The organism is Sphingomonas sp. GW821-FHT10F11 (assembly GCF_058809095.1).
On sequence record NZ_JBXASH010000001.1, the window covers coordinates 927,131 to 942,383 of the forward strand.

The window sequence follows — 15,253 nt, forward strand, 5'->3', positions numbered from 1 at the left end:
CGAAGAAAGCAGCGGCTTACGCCCTGTCTTCGCACGCCCGAATGCCCGGCGTCCCCGCTCGCGCCTCGATCCGACTTATTATCCGGACCCGAATTACGACCGGGCAGATCTCCGCGATCTGACCCCAAAGGTCACAGGCGCTGGCGCGGGACGCATCCGCCACGCCGACTTACATAATTCAGTGTTTTCCGGAGCTTTACCATGGACTTTTCCCATGCGCGCGATGCGCATCCGCCCGAGCAGGTCGTGCGCCTGCAGGATTCCGCTAGCGGCCTTGACGGCGTCATCGCCCTTCATTCCACCCATCTCGGCCCGGCCGCCGGCGGCTGCCGCTTATGGACCTATCCCGACTTCAACCATGCCACGCAGGACGCGCTCCGCCTCGCCGAGGGGATGAGCTACAAGAACGCGCTGGCCGGCCTGCCGCTCGGCGGCGGTAAGGCGGTGCTGCGCCGCCCCGAGGGCGATTTCGATCGTGCCGCCCTGTTCCGTGCCTTTGGCGAAGCGGTCGAGGAGCTTGGCGGCCGTTATGTCACCGCCGAGGATGTCGGCACGACCGTCGGCGACATGGCCGAGGTGGCGCGGCACACCCGCCACGTCGCCGGCCTGCCGCCGCGGGATGGGCGGCCCGGCGGCGATCCGTCGCCCTGGACCGCGCTCGGCGTGTTCCGCGCGATGCAGGCGGCGGCCGAGCACCGGCTCGAGCGGCCAATCGGCGACTGCACGGTCGCGATCCAGGGGCTCGGCTCAGTCGGCGCGGCGCTCGCCTATCTGCTCCATGACGCGGGCGCGAAGCTGATCGTCGCGGAGCCCCGTTCCGCCGTTGTCGCGGCGGTGGCGACACGTACCGGCGCCGACGTCGCGTCGCTGGGCGGCGTGCTGGAGGCGCGGTGCGACATCCTCGCGCCCTGCGCGCTGGGCGGCGTGCTCAATGCGCGAAGCATCCCGAAGCTGCGCGCCGCCATTGTCTGCGGCGCGGCGAACAACCAGCTTGGCAACGAGGAAGACGGCACGGCCCTGGCCGAGCGCGGCGTGCTCTACGCGCCGGATTATGTCGTCAACGCCGGCGGGATCATCAATGTCTGCGCCGAATATCTCGGCTGGGACAGCGACGAGGTCGCGGCCCGGATCGACGCGATCCCGGATCGCCTCCACCAGGTCTGGGCCGATGCCGAGCGCAGCGGCATCGCCGTCAACCTCGCCGCCGACCGATTGGCGCGCACGACGATCGCGCGCGGCCGATCGCCAGCCATGGCGCTTCCATGATGGAGTACCAGCGCCCCGTCGCGCGGTACCGGGTGCACGGCAACGACGACCCCGAATTGGTCCCGCGCGTGTTCGGCCAGTTCGCGCGGCGCGGGCTCGTGCCCGCTTTCGCGCTGATACGGCGTTCGGCCGGACTGATCAGGATGCAGATCGAGGCCGATGTCGTGGATCCCCACGTCGCGCATATTCTGGCGGAGACCTTGCGTGCCCAGTTCCTGATCGAGGAAGTAACACTCGACTATGGGGACCCGGCGTGACGGCATGATCAGGAACGCCGTCGAAGCGGATCGATGCCCGACATTGCCTATTCCGCCCTGACCGCGAGAGGCTGGCGAAAATCCGCGTCAAAAGGCAGAGAGGGTTCATGTCCTTTTCTCCCACCGACGCCCCGCGTATCGAGACCTTCGCCGGCACCGCGGCTGAGGCCGTCGCGCTGCTCCTGCCGTTATGCGATGCGGTGTTCCCCAGCTTCGACCCTGCCTATCTGGCGGGCAGGCTGCCGCATGTCGTCGATCCGCACCTGCTGCTCGCCCGGCGCGAGGATGGCCTGCCGGTCGGGTTCAAGCTCGGTTATCGGCGGGGCGAGAGCCTGTTCTACAGCTGGCTCGGCGGTGTCGCGCCGGAGGCTCGCCGCATCGGCCTCGCCGCGCTGATGATGGAGCGCCAGCATGCGGAAGCGCGAGCGCTCGGCTATCGTCATGTGGAAACCCGCACGCGTGCCGCCAATAACCCGATGATCCTGCTCAACCTGCGTCACGGATTCCACATCGCCGGATTCGAGGTCGATGCGCACGGCAATGCGGTGGTCACCCAGCGCAAGGCGCTCGAGGAATAGCGCGCCACAATCTGCGCAAGTCCCATGCCGAGCATCGCCTATGCTGCATTAAATATCTGATGTACAATGATATTATAAAGAAACGCTCGCCGAGGCGGCGGCGGAGATATGGGACATGGTGGTGTCCCATATCTCCCGCCGCTCACCCCCACAGCCCTGTCATCGGCATCGATTCAAGCGCGACACGGAATCTGGCATGCCATCGCTTGCCGGACGTGCCCGGCTCGCTCTTTCTTATCGCCGGAACAACATGGCAAAGAGCTGCGTCAGCGCGCGGCGGTGACGATGATCTCGACCTTGTACTCGGGCGTCGCCAGCTTCGCTTCGCCGGTGGCGCGTGTCGGGGCGTCCTGACCGCCGATCCACGCGTCCCACACCGCGTTCATCTCGCTGAAATCGGCCATGTCGGCGAGCCAGATCGTCGCCGACAGCAGCCTGGACTTGTCGCTGCCCGTCCGCGCGAGGAGATCCTCAATCTGCGCCAGCACCGCCCTGGTCTGCTCCGTCACGCTCTCGCCCGGCGCACCGACCTGACCTGCGAGATACACGGTGTCGCCATGAACCACGGCCTGGCTCATGCGCGGGCCTGAATCGATGCGAGTAATGGTCATGCTTCAAATCTCCCGGCGCAGGCGCGCGCTCTTCAGGTGCAACGGACGATCGCGCGGTCGCCCGAGTCGATCGCGCGCTGCCTGCCGGAGATGCCATCGGCACGCAACGCCCCTGTCGGGGGATGGCCCGACAATTGCCGCGCCGCATCGTCGGACACGCTATTCGCATCATGAACGACACGCCAATCCGCGTATTTGGGCGGGAATCATGCTGCTCGCGGTCCGACAAGGCCTTTGCTGCGCACGCTAACATTCCTTAGCCGAAAACCCTTCTCCGCGGAAAACAGCGTCATTCTGGTTTTATTCGCTGCGCCAAACCTGCTTTCGTGCCGTTGACAACGTCAGACAATTTGGTACCGTTACCATCAAGCAGCGCGAATCTGCTTGCAGAAAACAATATCGGCCGCCTTGGAGCGCGCCGTTGAGGAGGGGTGATCATGAAAAGTTTTGGGCGTTCGTCGGCGTTTGCGCGGTCCACATCCGCAATCGCGGTCGCGGTGTGTCTGATGATGCCGGGCGCGGCACTGGCGCAAGCGGCGCCGGCAGCAACGGCCGACGGACAGGCTGGCGACGGCGAACAGGACATCGTTGTCACCGGCATCCGCGCCAGCCTCGAGCGCTCGATCGCGATCAAGCGCAACTCGTCCGGCGTCGTCGATGCGATCTCCGCCGAGGATATCGGCAAGTTCCCCGACACCAACCTGGCCGAGTCGCTTCAGCGCATCACCGGCGTCTCGATCAACCGCACCAACGGCGAAGGCGCGCTGGTCACGGTGCGCGGCTTCGGCCCGAACTACAACCTCGTCACGCTCAACAGCCGCACCCTGGCGACCTCGATCGTGTCGGTGGTCGGCGGCGACCAGAATTCCGACGGCGCGCAGGGCACCAGCCGTTCCTTCGACTTCTCCAACCTCGCTTCCGAAGGCGTGAAAACGCTTGAAGTCTACAAGACCGGCCGCGCCGCGATCCCGTCCGGCGGCATCGGCGCGACGATCAACGTCGTCTCGCGCCATCCGCTCGACGGCCCTTCCGGCCTGTCGGGCAGCATTGGCGCCAAGGCGGTCTATGATACCAGCGTCAACGGCTGCCTCGATTGCGGCTCCAAGGTCACGCCCGAGGTTTCCGGCGTGCTGAGCTGGAGCGATCCGTCCGACATGTTCGGCGTCTCGCTGTTCGGCAGCTACCAGAAGCGCAATTACACCTCGATCGCCGCGACGTCGAACAACTGGAACATCATTCCTTACAGCACCTTCCTGAGCGGCGGCTTCGCCCGTTCGGGCGGCGCCTGCGCGGGCACGACGCCGACTCCCACCTGCACGGTCGTCAACAACGCGCCGACCAATGCGAACCAGCTCGTCGCGATTCCGAACGATAGCCGCTATCACTATGCCGAGGGCACGCGTGAACGCTTCAACGGCCAGGCCGTCCTGCAATTCCGCCCGACCGACTCGCTCACGCTGACTGCCGACGCACTCTATGCCGAGAACAGGCAGCGCGAAATCCGCTCGGATCTGTCGAACTGGTTCAGCCGGCCGTTCGATGTCGTGACTTTCGACGGGAATACGACGGTCGCCACCGCCACCTATCTGCACGAGACGATCAACGGACAGAAGGACGAGGGCTTCGAGGCGCAGAACCGCGCGCAGCGTAGCAAGCTCCAGGATTACGGCCTGAACGCCAAATGGGATTTCGCCGAGAATTTCTCGCTGAACCTCGACGGACATATCAGCAAGTCGTCGAGCCGGCCGGACAATCCGAACGGCAACAGCTCGACGCTGGTCGGCATGGGCGCCAATGTGATCGCCGCGCACTCGGTCAATTATAGCGGCGGCATCCCTCAACAGGTGATCACCATCGGCAGCGCCGGCAACGGCCAGCTCGACATCAACGATGTCGGCTCGCAGGTCGGGCGTACGTTCCGGTCGACCCAGGACCAGACGATCAAGGAAGCCCGCGCCGATTTCGGCTGGGATCTGGGCGGCGGCAGCCGTTTCGATTTCGGCGGCAACTATCGCAACTCGGACATGCACCAGACTTTCGTCGCGACTCAGCAAACGCTGGGCGACTGGGGCATCACCCATCCGGGCGACGTGAACCAGCTCGCCCCGGGCGGGCTCCAGGCCTTCTGCCTCGAATGCAAGTTCAACCAGTATAATCCGGGCGGTGATCCGCCGTCGCAGCTCGCCTTCCGCGGCGATGCCGCCAACCTCTATTCGATCCTCTCGCCTTATTATGCGACCGCCGGCAACGCCGTCGGCGTCACGGCGAACCAGGACAATCGCGTGAAGGAAACCATCTGGGCCGCCTATGGCCAGATGACCTGGAAGGGCGAGATCGCCGGTCGCAACGCCAGCATGGTCGCCGGCGTGCGCTACGAGAGCACGAAGTCGACCTCGACCTCGCTGGTTGCCGTCCCCGCTGCGATCAACTGGGTGTCGGACAATGACTTCACCGTGGTCATCTCGAACCAGAACAGCTTCCTCACGGACAAAGGAAGCTACAACAACCTATTGCCTTCGTTCGATTTTCAGATCGAACCAATCAACAATTTGATCGCGCGCTTCTCGTTCAGCAAGACGATCGCCCGGCCCAACTACAGTGACCTGTTCACCTCCACCACGGTGGGTGGACCGCCGCGGCCGATCAACAATGGCGGCGTCGCCTCTGGCGCCACAGGGAACGCGCGCCTCTCCCCGCTGACTTCCGACAATTTCGACGTCTCGCTCGAATATTATTTCAAGCCTGACAGCTATGTGTCGGTCGGCCTGTTCGAAAAACGGGTGCATAACTTCATCGGGCGCGGCCAGTTCACCACTGACCTGTTCGGTCTGCGCGATCCAAGCTCCGGCGCAGCCGGTACGCGTTCGGGCGCCGCCAAGACGGCGCTTACCGGGCTCGGGGCGGATATCAGCGACGTGAACCTCTTTGCCATGACGGCGCTGATCCAGTCGACCGGATCGGTGGCGGCAGCGACGGCGCAGTTCAACGCGCATTTCAACCCGGTCACGCGCACGCTGGACGATGCCTATGTCCAGACGATCAACAACACGCTCGACGTGATGGCCAACTCGTCCGACCCGCTCTACCAGTTCCTGGTGACGCGTCCGATCAACAACAGGGACGCGAAGATCTGGGGCGTCGAGATTGCCGGCCAATATTTCCTCGGCAATACTGGGTTCGGCGTGTCGGCCGCTTACACGATGGTCCGCGGCGATGTCGGCTTCAATCTGGGCGCACCCACGAACGAGGATCAGTTCGCGCTGCTTGGGTTGAGCGACACGTTCAACGCGACGCTGATCTACGACAAGAACGGCCTCTCGGCCCGGCTTGCCTATAACTGGCGCGACAAGTTCCTCTCGGGGATCAATCGCCAGGATTCGCGCAATCCGGAGTTCACGGCGCCGTTCGGTCAGCTCGACATGAACATCAGCTATGACGTCACGAAGAATGTGTCGGTGACGCTGGAAGCCATCAACCTGCTCGAGGAAAGTGTGCGCACCTATGCCCGCGCCGAAACCGAATTGTGGTTCGCGCAGGAACTCGATCGCCGCTTCATGTTGGGTGCCCGGTTCAAATTCTGATCCGAGGTTCCGACGCCAGGAGGGGGAGAAAGGCCGCTGTTCGCAGTGGCCTTTTTTCCCGTCCGGAATTGAGCTGGCGCGGCCTTTGCCGCATCATGACTGCCAACGCCCGCCTCGGCGGTTGGAGAGCCGCCCGGTCGAGAGACCGCATGCTCCACGGGCTGGAAAAGATCGCATGACCAACCGGGTACCGCTGAACAATGTCGATCACCCGGACCTGAAGGTGATCGCCCATCATCGGGCCGAGTTCGGTGACAGCGTCAACCAGGTGCTGGTCTTCCCGACCGAGTTCGAGGAGATTCAGCGTGAATACCCGATCTTCTTCCGTCGCGAGGAGAGTGGCGCGCTCCAGGCCGTCGCCCTGCTTGGGCTGGACCGCGACGAGAATCTCTTCCTTGGTGAGACTGGCTGGCAGGGCCGCTACGTCCCGGCCACGTTGCAGCGCGGGCCGTTCCTGATCGGCTTCAAGGATGGCGGGACGGAAGGCGAGCCGATGATCCATATCGACCTCGATCATCCCCGCGTCAGCCAAACCGACGGCCTCCCACTCTTCCTGCCGCATGGCGGGAATGCGCCCTATCTCGAACATATCGCTGGCATTTTGCGGACGATCTATACCGGCCTCGAAGCGAACCGGCCCATGTTCGACGCGTTCGACCTGGCAGGCCTGATCGAGCCGGTGGCGGTCGAGATCGAGCTGGATGAGACGCGCAAATATGTTCTGCCCGATCTCTTCACCATCTCCCGCAGTGCCCTGGCGCAGCTCGATGGCGCCAGGCTCGAGCGGCTGAATGCCAGCGGCTTCCTGCCCCTCGCCTTTTTCGTGATCGCGTCCATGGGCAATATGGGCCGCCTCATCGACCTCAAGAACCGAAAGGCCAGCGCCGACTGACCGGCGCGAACCCATGATGATCAGCCTCAGCAAAACCAGGGTGTTCGAGGGCGTCGCACCGGACGCGATCCCGCTCGACGCGCTGATGGAAGCCCAGCAGCCGACCATCCTGAAGGGCGTCGCGCGCGATTGGCCGCTGGTGCGCGCCGGGCTGGACTCGCCGGAAGACGCGATCGGTTATCTGAAGTCCTTCTACCGCGGAAATCCGGTTATTGGTTTTGTTGGCAAACCCGAGATCGAAGGTCGTTTCTTCTACAATGACGCCGTGACGGCGATGAACTTCGAGGCCGGCCGCGTGCGCCTCGACGAGCTGCTCGACCGGCTCCAGGCGGAATGGCACCAGGACCGGCCGCCCTCCTATTATGTCGGCTCCACCGACCTCGACACCTATCTGCCGGGCCTGCGGCAGGAGAATGAACTCGGCCTCGATCAGGCGACGCTCGGGGACAGCCCGCCCATCGTCAGCATCTGGATCGGCAATCGCACGATCGCGTCGGCGCACTACGACATGTCGAACAACATCGCCTGCTGCATGGTCGGCCGGCGCCGCTTCACCCTCTTCCCGCCCGAACAGGTGCATAATCTCTATCCCGGGCCGCTCGAACCGACCCCCGGCGGCCAGGTCGTCTCGATGGTCGATTTCCGCAATCCGGACCTAGATCGTCATCCACGTTTCGCTGAGGCGCTGGCGGCGGGCCAGGTAGCCGATCTGGAGCCGGGCGACGTGCTCTTCTACCCAGCGCTCTGGTGGCATCATGTCGAGGCGCTTGATCGCTTCAACATACTGATCAACTATTGGTGGAACGCCTCCCCAGCCTTCATGGACACGCCGCAGAACACGCTGCTGCACGCCCTGCTCAGCCTGCGCGATCGTCCCGAGCCGGAGAAGCGCGCCTGGCGCGCTCTGTTCGATTATTATGTCTTCGGCCCCGCCGATCAGGCGGGCGCACATCTGCCCGAGGCGGCGCGCGGCAACCTCGCACCGCTCGACGAGACCAGGGCACGCCGCTTGCGCGCCATGCTGCTCAACCGCCTGAATCGCTGACATGGAAGATCCTGGCATGGACGGACAGATCGTACGCAAGGTCGTCATCGCCGGCGGCGGCACCGCGGGCTGGCTCGCTGCCGCGGCGCTTTCGAAACAGCTCGGCGGGCTGCTCGACATCACGCTGGTCGAATCCGACGAGATCGGTACGATCGGCGTGGGTGAATCCACCATCCCCACGGTCCGCGCGTTCCACACGCTGCTCGGCATCGACGAGCAGGACTTCATGCGCGCCACCCAGTCCAGCTTCAAGCTGGGCATCGGATTCGAGGATTGGAGCCGGATCGGCGACCGCTACCTCCACTCCTTCGGCGTGCTCGGCAAATCGACCTGGATGGCCGATTTCCATCATTTCTGGCTTCAGGCCCGGACTGACGGCTTTGGCGGTGACATCGGCGAGTATTGCTTCGAGCTGCAGGCGGCGAAGGCGAGCAAGTTCGCGACCGGCGAGAATGCCCAGATCAACTATGCCTATCATCTCGACGCGACGCTCTATGCCCGTTTCCTGCGCGCCCGGAGCGAGGCGGACGGGGTCAAGCGCATCGAGGGCAGGATCGCCAAAGTAAAGCAGAATGAAACCGGCTATATCCAGTCACTTGTGCTGGAGTCCGGGCAAATTGTCCCAGGCGACCTGTTCATCGACTGCACCGGCTTTCGCGCCCTGTTGATCGAGCAGGCACTTCAGACCGGTTATGAGGATTGGGGCCATTGGCTCACCACCGACGGCGCCTATGCGGTGCAGACGGAGTCGGTCGGCCCCGCCGTCCCCTATACCCGCGCGATCGCGCACAAGGCCGGCTGGCGCTGGCGTATCCCGCTCCAGCACCGCATCGGCAACGGACTGGTCTTCTCCAGCGAACATATGGCGGATGAAGATGCCAAGGCGCTGCTACTCGACCAGATCGAGGGCGAACCCTTGTTCGATCCGCGCCTGATCCGGTATCGTACCGGCGCGCGCCGCAAGGTCTGGAATAGGAACTGCATCGCGCTCGGCTTGGCCAGCGGCTTCATCGAACCGCTCGAATCCACCAGCATCCATCTCATCATGATCGCGGTGACGCGGCTGATGCAGTCCTTTCCCTTCAACGGCTTCGATGAGGCGCTGATCGATCGCTACAACCAATTGTCGCGCACCGAGCTGGAGGGGGTGCGGGACTTCGTCATCCTGCATTATTGCCTCACCGAACGCGACGACAGCGCCTTCTGGACTCGGTGCCGGACCATGGAACTGCCGGCGTCGCTCGTACGGCGCATTTCCCTGTTCCGCGAGAATGCCCAGGCCTATCAGGCATCGGACGAGCTGTTCCGGGTGGATTCCTGGGTTCAGGTCATGCTCGGCCAGCGGATCGAGCCGCGCGGCTATCACCACCTCGCCCGCCTGATGCCACCGGGCCAATTGCGCCAGGCGCTGGGCGATCTGAAAGCCAATATCGCCAGCGCGGTCGCGAAGATGCCGAGCCACCAGGATTTCCTCCAGCGCTACTGCGCCACCCCTGGGTGAGGTCTTGCCCGTCATTTTCGCGCTGGCTTGGCGCGAAACTGGGCATATACGGCAGGAAAGCCGGGCGTATCGTGACGCGCGGCGAACCAACTTCACCGATCGGCGTTGCATCACGCACATGATCAAGGTCGCCAGCTACAATATCCACAAGGGCATCGGCCTCGATCGCCGTCGCGATCCCAACCGGATCCTCGAGGTCCTGCGCGAGGTCGATGCCGACATCATTGCGCTGCAGGAGGCGGATCGCCGCTTCGGGACCAAGGCTGGCGTCATCCCCCTCCACACGCTGGAGGAGCACAGCCCGTGGAAGGCGGTGCCGCTCGGCGCGCACACCGGCAGCATGGGCTGGCACGGCAACGTCCTGCTGATCCGCAAGGATTCCGTCGTGATGGATTGCGAGGCGATCCACCTCCCCGCGCTCGAACCGCGCGGCGCGGTCATGGCCGATGTCCGCGCCGCCGGCGTGCCGATCCGCATCGTCGGCATGCATCTCGACCTGTCGGGCCTGTGGCGTCGCCGCCAGGCGCATGCGATCCTTGCCCATGTCGATTCGAGCACCACGCGCCGCCCAACCGTGCTGATGGGCGATCTCAACGAATGGAGCGCGCATGCCGGCTGCCTGCGCGATTTCGGTCGCGACTATAGCTTCGCCTCCACTGGCCCCAGCTTCCATGTCCGCCGCCCCGTCGCCCGGCTTGACCGGATCATGGTTTCCGCCGACCTTCGCGTCGCCGATTGCGGCGTCCATCACAGCGCGACAGCGCGCAAGGCATCGGATCATCTGCCGATCTGGGCGATGGTGGAGCCAGCCTGATGCGCCAGAAGGAGCTTCGCCTCGCCCTGGTCTGCTATGGCGGCATCAGCCTCGCCGTCTATATGCACGGCATCACCAAGGAGATCTGGCGCCTCGCCCGGGCGAGCCAGGCCTTCCACAAGGGCGAGACGCCCGCCGGCGGCAGCCAGGGCGTCTATCGCGACCTTCTCCAGGAAATCGAGGAAGAAACCGGCCTGCGCATGCGCGTACTGGTCGACATCATCGCCGGGGCCAGCGCCGGCGGCATCAACGGCGTGTTCCTGGCTCAGGCGATCTCGACCGGCCAGTCGCTCGAACCGCTGACCAAGCTGTGGCTCGATTCGGCGGATATCGAGGCACTGATCGACACGCACCAGGCCCCGTCCTCGCGTTTCTCCAAGATGTGGGCACTGCCAATCGCCTGGTATGCCGAGAAACGCAGCGGCGACAACATCGACGAGCTGGTCGAGGCCGGCGCGCGCACCGAAGTCCGCGCGAAGCTGTCGCACTTCATCCGCTCGCGCTGGTTCGAGCCGCCCTTTGGCGGCGCGCTGTTCACCGGCCTGATCCTCGATGCGCTCAACGCCATGGCGTCGGCACCGCGCGGTGCACGCCTGCTGCCGGAGGGCCAGCCGCTAGACCTGTTCGTCACCGTCACCGATTTCCGCGGCCATCCCGAGCGCCTGATGCTCAACTCGCCGCCCGAGGTGCTGGAAACCGAGCATCGCCTTGTCGTTCCCTTCACCGATCACGGCGTGGCCGGCGATACCCTGGCCCATGCGGCCGAACTCGCCTTTGCCGCACGCTCGACCTCAAGCTTCCCCGGCGCCTTCCCGCCCTTCATGGTCGGCGAGCTCGACAAGGTATTGAAGCACCGCAAGGTCGAATGGCCCGAACGCGCCGGGTTCCTGAAACGCGTCCTGCCGCGCCAGTTCGCCGCCAATGCGGCCGACCAGGCGGTGCTGATCGACGGCTCGGTCCTCGCCAATGCGCCCTTCCGCCCCGCGATCGAGGCCCTGCGCGAACGCCCCGCCCGCCGCGAGATCGACCGCCGCTTCGTCTATATCGACCCCTCACCCAATGTGAAACTGCGCTTCGGCCCGCACAATCCCAACGCGCCCGGTTTCTTCCAGACGATCATCGGCGCCGTGTCGGAGCTGCCCCGCCAGCAGCCGATCCGCGACAATCTGGAGGACATCGCCGAACGCTCCCGCACGATCGAGCGCATGCGCGGTATCGTCGCGAGCATCCGGCCCGAGGTCGAGGCGCGGGTCGAGGCGTTGTTCGGCTATACCCTGTTCCTCGATTCACCGACCGTCTCGCGTCTCGCGACATGGCGCGCCCGGGCGCAGTCCGCTGCGGCCAAGGCCGCTGGCTATGGCTATGCCGCGTATGGCCATCTCAAGATCGCCGGCGTGGTCGAGGCGCTGACATCCCTCCTCTACCATGCCGGCGGCGAACCGGGGCCGCAGCGCTGGAACCGCATTCGCGGCCATATCGCCGATGCGGTCAGCGAACGTGGTTTCGACGATCTGAAGCCAAGCTTCTCGGACGGCGCGAGCCCGACCACGATCGGCTTCCTGCGCTCCTACGATCTCGGCTTCCGCATCCGCCGCCTCCGCCTGCTCGCCCGCCGCCTGACCGAGCTGGAAGCCGATCACGACGAGGCCGACCTCGAGCCGATCCGCGACGCGATCTACGCGTCGCTCGCCGATTATCTCGAATGCAAGCGTACCGACCGGCATGCCCATCTGCGCAAGGACGTGCGGCTGCTGCGCGGCGATGCCGGACCATTGCTCGACAAGCTCGCCGCATCGCTCGACCTCAAGCAACTCGACACCGATACCGAAGAACGCCTCGCCGCCGCCTTCACCGGCCTGCCGCGCGAATTGAAGCGGCCGATCCTGCTCACCTATCTCGGCTTCCCCTATTTCGATGTCGCCACCCTGCCTTTGCTCCAGGGCGAGGGGCTGGACGAGTTCGACCCGATCAAGGTCGATCGCATCGCCCCCGACGACGCCAAGTCGATCCGCGCGGGCGGCGCCGAAGCGACGCTCAAGGGCATCCAGTTCAACAGCTTCGGCGCCTTTTTCAGCCGCGCGTACCGCGAGAACGACTATCTCTGGGGCCGTCTCCACGGCGCAGAGCGGATGATCGACATCGTGCTGTCCTCGCTCCCAGCCACCGCAAATCTGAAACCCGGCCGCGTCGCGGCCATCAAGCGCGCCGCCTTCTGCGCCATCCTCGACGAAGAGGAACCCAAACTGGAGGCGATCCCGGGGCTGATCGCGTCGCTCCGCAAAGAAATCGGGTAGCCACTGCTTCTCGTCCCGTCACGCCGGACTTGTTCCGGGGTCCATCCCTCAACGCGCGATGATTGCACTTGCGGCACGATGGATACCGGAACAGGTCCGGCATGACGAACTTGGCGGCTAGGCTGGTCAAAGCGGCACCGGAGACGTAAGAATTCCCCATATGGGAAATTTTGGAGGCCACAGCGCTCGATGCAGTTCCTGAAGATCCTGTTCTGGTGCCTGCTCGCCTTCGTTGCCGCGGTGTTCACCCTGGGCAACTGGACCACGGTGCCGATCAAGCTGTGGGGCGGCTTGATCGCCGAGGTGAACCTGCCGCTCCTACTGTTCGTCACCTTCCTGATCGGCCTGGTGCCGACCATGATCTATTACAACGCGATCCGCTGGCGGCTGCGCAACCGGCTGTCGACGTCGGAACGCACCCTGGCCGATCTGCGCGGCGTACTTGCCCCCGCCACGCCAACCCCGCTCGAGCCCGACGCGCCGGTCATCCCGCCCGCCGCCGTGCCCACCGCCGTTCCGCCGGGGGGCGCATGACCAGCCGCATCTTCGTCGCGCTCGATACGCCCGACCTCGAAAAGGCGAAGGCGATCGCCCAACGAGTCCACCATCATATCGGCGGCATCAAGCTCGGCCTCGAATTCTTCATGGCCAATGGCCGCGCCGGGGTGCGCGAGATGGCCGAGCTCGGCCTGCCGATCTTCCTCGACCTGAAATTCCACGACATCCCCAACACCGTCGCCAAGGCGATCATGGCGCTGCGCCCGCTCGAGCCGGCAATCCTGACGGTACACGCAGCCGGTGGCCGCTCGATGCTCGAGGACGCCAAAGCCGCCGCACCGACCGGCACCAAGGTGGTCGCGGTCACCACGCTCACCAGCCTCGACGCGCGCGATCTCGCCTCGATCGGCTGCCCCGACGATCCGCACGATCAGGTGCTGCGTCTGACCGAGCTTGCGATGAAGGCGGGTGTCGACGGCGTGGTCTGCTCCGGCGCCGAAGTCGCGGCGGCCAAGGCACTGTGGCCCAAGGGCTTCTTCGTCGTCCCCGGCGTCCGCCCCGCCAATGGCGCGGTGGGCGACCAGAAAAGGGTGGTGACGCCGCGCCAGGCGCTCGACGCCGGCGCCTCGATCCTGGTCGTCGGCCGGCCGATCACCCAGGCCGACGATCCCGACACCGCTGCGCGCGAGATCGGCGCGACGCTCTAACCCATGTCCGATCCTGTTATTCGCCTCGCCACGCCGGACGATTTGCCGCGCCTGCATCCCGTGATCGAGCGGGCCTATCGCGGCGACACCGCTCGTATGGGCTGGACCCACGAGGCCGACCTGCTCGACGATACACGGACCGACCTCGCAACGCTTCAGGCAGCGCTGACCAACCCGGCCGAACGCCTGCTGATCGCGCTCGACGGCCACACGCCGATCGGATGCGTCGAGGTGACCGATCGCGGCGACGGCCTCGCCTATCTCGGCCTGTTGTGCATCGAACCGGCCCTGCAGGCCGCCGGCCTCGGCAAGCGGTTGATCGAGGCAGCGGAAAAGCTCGCCGGCGACACTTTCGGCGTCTCGACGATGGAGATGACCGTCATCGAGAACCGGGTCGAACTGGTCGCTTATTACGAGCGTCGCGGCTACACCCGCACCACGGAACGGCGCGATTTCCCCGTCGCGGTCGTGCCGCCGCTTTACATGACGGTACTGGTCAAGCCCCTCCCCTGACGACTATGGCGGCGCCATGCCCGTCACTGCCAAGATCTGCGGCCTTTCGACGCCCGAAACCCTCGACGCCGCGATCCGTGGCGGGGCGAGCCATGTCGGCTTCGTCTTCTTCCCGCCTTCCCCGCGCACCCTGAGTCGCGAGCGCGCCGCGCAGCTCGCCGCGCGCGTCCCCGGCCATGTCACGCGCGTCGGCGTGTTCGTCGATCCCGACGACGCGCTGCTTGAGGCGTCGATCGGGGCCGGCCAGCTCCAGGCGCTCCAGCTCCACAATAGCAGCCCCGCCCGCGCCGCTGCGATCAAGTCGCGTACCGGCCTCGCCATCTGGGCCGCCATCGCGGTCAAGACCCGTGCGGATCTCGCGGTCGCCGAGACCTACACGGGCGCCGCCGACCGAATTCTCTACGACGCCAAGACTCCGCCCGGCGCGACGCTCCCCGGCGGCATGGGCGTACGCTTCGACTGGAGCCTGCTCCAGGGTTTCCGCCACCCCCTTCCCTGGGCGCTTTCGGGCGGACTCGATCCGCTGAACCTCGCTGAAGCCGTGACGGTCACTGGCGCGACGATGGTCGACGTGTCCTCGGGCGTGGAATCCGCGCCCGGTATCAAGGACCTGACGAAGATCGCCGCCTTCCTCGACACGGTCAAAACCCTCTGACGTCGCCAGCCTTCATCGGAGAAGAGTTTTACTCAACTCGA

The 15,253-nt window shown here is 65.2% G+C and carries 15 protein-coding genes; 13 read left to right on the forward strand and 2 right to left on the reverse strand.

The genetic code is table 11. The features are described 5' to 3' along the window. The first annotated feature begins 201 nt into the window (after positions 1-201). The 3 genes from AC1RT8_RS04535 (at position 202) to AC1RT8_RS04545 (ending at position 2,101) form a co-directional block, all read left to right on the forward strand. The gene (locus AC1RT8_RS04535) at positions 202-1,266 is read left to right on the forward strand and encodes a Glu/Leu/Phe/Val family dehydrogenase (RefSeq protein ID WP_493074386.1); all 1,065 of its coding nucleotides are present in this window, start codon (positions 202-204) and stop codon (positions 1,264-1,266) included. Further along, the gene (locus AC1RT8_RS04540) at positions 1,263-1,523 is read left to right on the forward strand and encodes an ACT-like domain-containing protein (protein WP_493074387.1); all 261 of its coding nucleotides are present in this window, start codon (positions 1,263-1,265) and stop codon (positions 1,521-1,523) included. Before AC1RT8_RS04535 ends, AC1RT8_RS04540 begins: the two co-directional genes overlap by 4 nt. 107 nt (positions 1,524-1,630) lie before the next feature. Next, positions 1,631-2,101 carry a GNAT family N-acetyltransferase gene (locus AC1RT8_RS04545; RefSeq protein WP_493074388.1) on the forward strand — a complete coding sequence of 157 codons (471 nt, stop codon included), beginning with the start codon at positions 1,631-1,633 and terminating at the stop codon, positions 2,099-2,101. 266 nt (positions 2,102-2,367) lie between these two features. Here the strand turns inward: AC1RT8_RS04545 and AC1RT8_RS04550 are convergent, their stop codons facing one another. Then, positions 2,368-2,712, reverse strand: a complete 345-nt coding sequence (locus AC1RT8_RS04550) for a RidA family protein (RefSeq protein WP_493074389.1) — start codon at positions 2,710-2,712, stop codon at positions 2,368-2,370. Between the two features lie 32 nt (positions 2,713-2,744). After that, a complete protein-coding gene (locus tag AC1RT8_RS04555; protein WP_493074390.1) occupies positions 2,745-2,870 on the reverse strand; it encodes a hypothetical protein in 126 nt (41 codons plus the stop codon). Positions 2,871-3,149: 279 nt separating this feature from the next. On the opposite strand from AC1RT8_RS04555, the gene AC1RT8_RS04560 reads away from it, so the two are divergent. The 10 genes from AC1RT8_RS04560 to AC1RT8_RS04605 all read left to right on the forward strand — a co-directional run bounded on the left by AC1RT8_RS04560 (position 3,150) and on the right by AC1RT8_RS04605 (position 15,212). After that, positions 3,150-6,293 (forward strand): TonB-dependent receptor, encoded by a 3,144-nt coding sequence (locus tag AC1RT8_RS04560; protein WP_493074391.1) that lies wholly within the window; start codon positions 3,150-3,152, stop codon positions 6,291-6,293. 175 nt (positions 6,294-6,468) lie between these two features. Next, positions 6,469-7,185 carry a SapC family protein gene (locus tag AC1RT8_RS04565; protein WP_493074392.1) on the forward strand — a complete coding sequence of 239 codons (717 nt, stop codon included), beginning with the start codon at positions 6,469-6,471 and terminating at the stop codon, positions 7,183-7,185. Positions 7,186-7,201: 16 nt separating this feature from the next. Then, positions 7,202-8,230: a cupin-like domain-containing protein gene (locus tag AC1RT8_RS04570; protein ID WP_493074393.1), complete on the forward strand. Its 1,029-nt coding sequence runs from the start codon at positions 7,202-7,204 to the stop codon at positions 8,228-8,230. A 1-nt stretch (position 8,231) separates the two neighbouring features. Further along, positions 8,232-9,731, forward strand: coding sequence for a tryptophan halogenase family protein (locus AC1RT8_RS04575; protein ID WP_493074394.1), 1,500 nt, complete (start codon positions 8,232-8,234; stop codon positions 9,729-9,731). A 118-nt stretch (positions 9,732-9,849) separates the two neighbouring features. Beyond that, the gene (locus AC1RT8_RS04580) at positions 9,850-10,545 is read left to right on the forward strand and encodes an endonuclease/exonuclease/phosphatase family protein (RefSeq protein WP_493074395.1); all 696 of its coding nucleotides are present in this window, start codon (positions 9,850-9,852) and stop codon (positions 10,543-10,545) included. Then, on the forward strand, positions 10,545-12,839 hold the full coding sequence (locus AC1RT8_RS04585) for a patatin-like protein (protein ID WP_493074396.1): 2,295 nt from the start codon (positions 10,545-10,547) through the stop codon (positions 12,837-12,839). Before AC1RT8_RS04580 ends, AC1RT8_RS04585 begins: the two co-directional genes overlap by 1 nt. Positions 12,840-13,028: 189 nt before the next feature. Further along, positions 13,029-13,373 (forward strand): hypothetical protein, encoded by a 345-nt coding sequence (locus tag AC1RT8_RS04590; protein ID WP_493074397.1) that lies wholly within the window; start codon positions 13,029-13,031, stop codon positions 13,371-13,373. After that, positions 13,370-14,044, forward strand: coding sequence for an orotidine-5'-phosphate decarboxylase (gene pyrF, locus AC1RT8_RS04595; RefSeq protein WP_493074398.1), 675 nt, complete (start codon positions 13,370-13,372; stop codon positions 14,042-14,044). The genes AC1RT8_RS04590 and pyrF overlap by 4 nt, the downstream gene beginning before the upstream one ends. Before the next feature lie 3 nt (positions 14,045-14,047). Then, on the forward strand, positions 14,048-14,557 hold the full coding sequence (locus AC1RT8_RS04600; protein WP_493074399.1) for a GNAT family N-acetyltransferase: 510 nt from the start codon (positions 14,048-14,050) through the stop codon (positions 14,555-14,557). Between the two features lie 16 nt (positions 14,558-14,573). Beyond that, complete coding sequence (locus tag AC1RT8_RS04605; protein ID WP_493074400.1) at positions 14,574-15,212, forward strand: phosphoribosylanthranilate isomerase; 639 nt, start codon at positions 14,574-14,576, stop codon at positions 15,210-15,212. Positions 15,213-15,253: the final 41 nt, after the last annotated feature.

Bases quoted from the DNA above. Each gene is read 5' to 3' on its own strand.
- AC1RT8_RS04535 (WP_493074386.1), top strand. From the start codon at position 202: ATGGACTTTTCCCATGCGCGCGATGCGCATCCGCCCGAGCAGGTCGTG.
- AC1RT8_RS04540 (WP_493074387.1), top strand. From the start codon at position 1,263: ATGATGGAGTACCAGCGCCCCGTCGCGCGGTACCGGGTGCACGGCAAC.
- AC1RT8_RS04545 (WP_493074388.1), top strand. From the start codon at position 1,631: ATGTCCTTTTCTCCCACCGACGCCCCGCGTATCGAGACCTTCGCCGGC.
- AC1RT8_RS04550 (WP_493074389.1), bottom strand. From the start codon at position 2,712: ATGACCATTACTCGCATCGATTCAGGCCCGCGCATGAGCCAGGCCGTG.
- AC1RT8_RS04560 (WP_493074391.1), top strand. From the start codon at position 3,150: ATGAAAAGTTTTGGGCGTTCGTCGGCGTTTGCGCGGTCCACATCCGCA.
- AC1RT8_RS04565 (WP_493074392.1), top strand. From the start codon at position 6,469: ATGACCAACCGGGTACCGCTGAACAATGTCGATCACCCGGACCTGAAG.
- AC1RT8_RS04570 (WP_493074393.1), top strand. From the start codon at position 7,202: ATGATCAGCCTCAGCAAAACCAGGGTGTTCGAGGGCGTCGCACCGGAC.
- AC1RT8_RS04575 (WP_493074394.1), top strand. From the start codon at position 8,232: ATGGAAGATCCTGGCATGGACGGACAGATCGTACGCAAGGTCGTCATC.
- AC1RT8_RS04580 (WP_493074395.1), top strand. From the start codon at position 9,850: ATGATCAAGGTCGCCAGCTACAATATCCACAAGGGCATCGGCCTCGAT.
- AC1RT8_RS04585 (WP_493074396.1), top strand. From the start codon at position 10,545: ATGCGCCAGAAGGAGCTTCGCCTCGCCCTGGTCTGCTATGGCGGCATC.
- AC1RT8_RS04590 (WP_493074397.1), top strand. From the start codon at position 13,029: ATGCAGTTCCTGAAGATCCTGTTCTGGTGCCTGCTCGCCTTCGTTGCC.
- pyrF (WP_493074398.1), top strand. From the start codon at position 13,370: ATGACCAGCCGCATCTTCGTCGCGCTCGATACGCCCGACCTCGAAAAG.
- AC1RT8_RS04600 (WP_493074399.1), top strand. From the start codon at position 14,048: ATGTCCGATCCTGTTATTCGCCTCGCCACGCCGGACGATTTGCCGCGC.
- AC1RT8_RS04605 (WP_493074400.1), top strand. From the start codon at position 14,574: ATGCCCGTCACTGCCAAGATCTGCGGCCTTTCGACGCCCGAAACCCTC.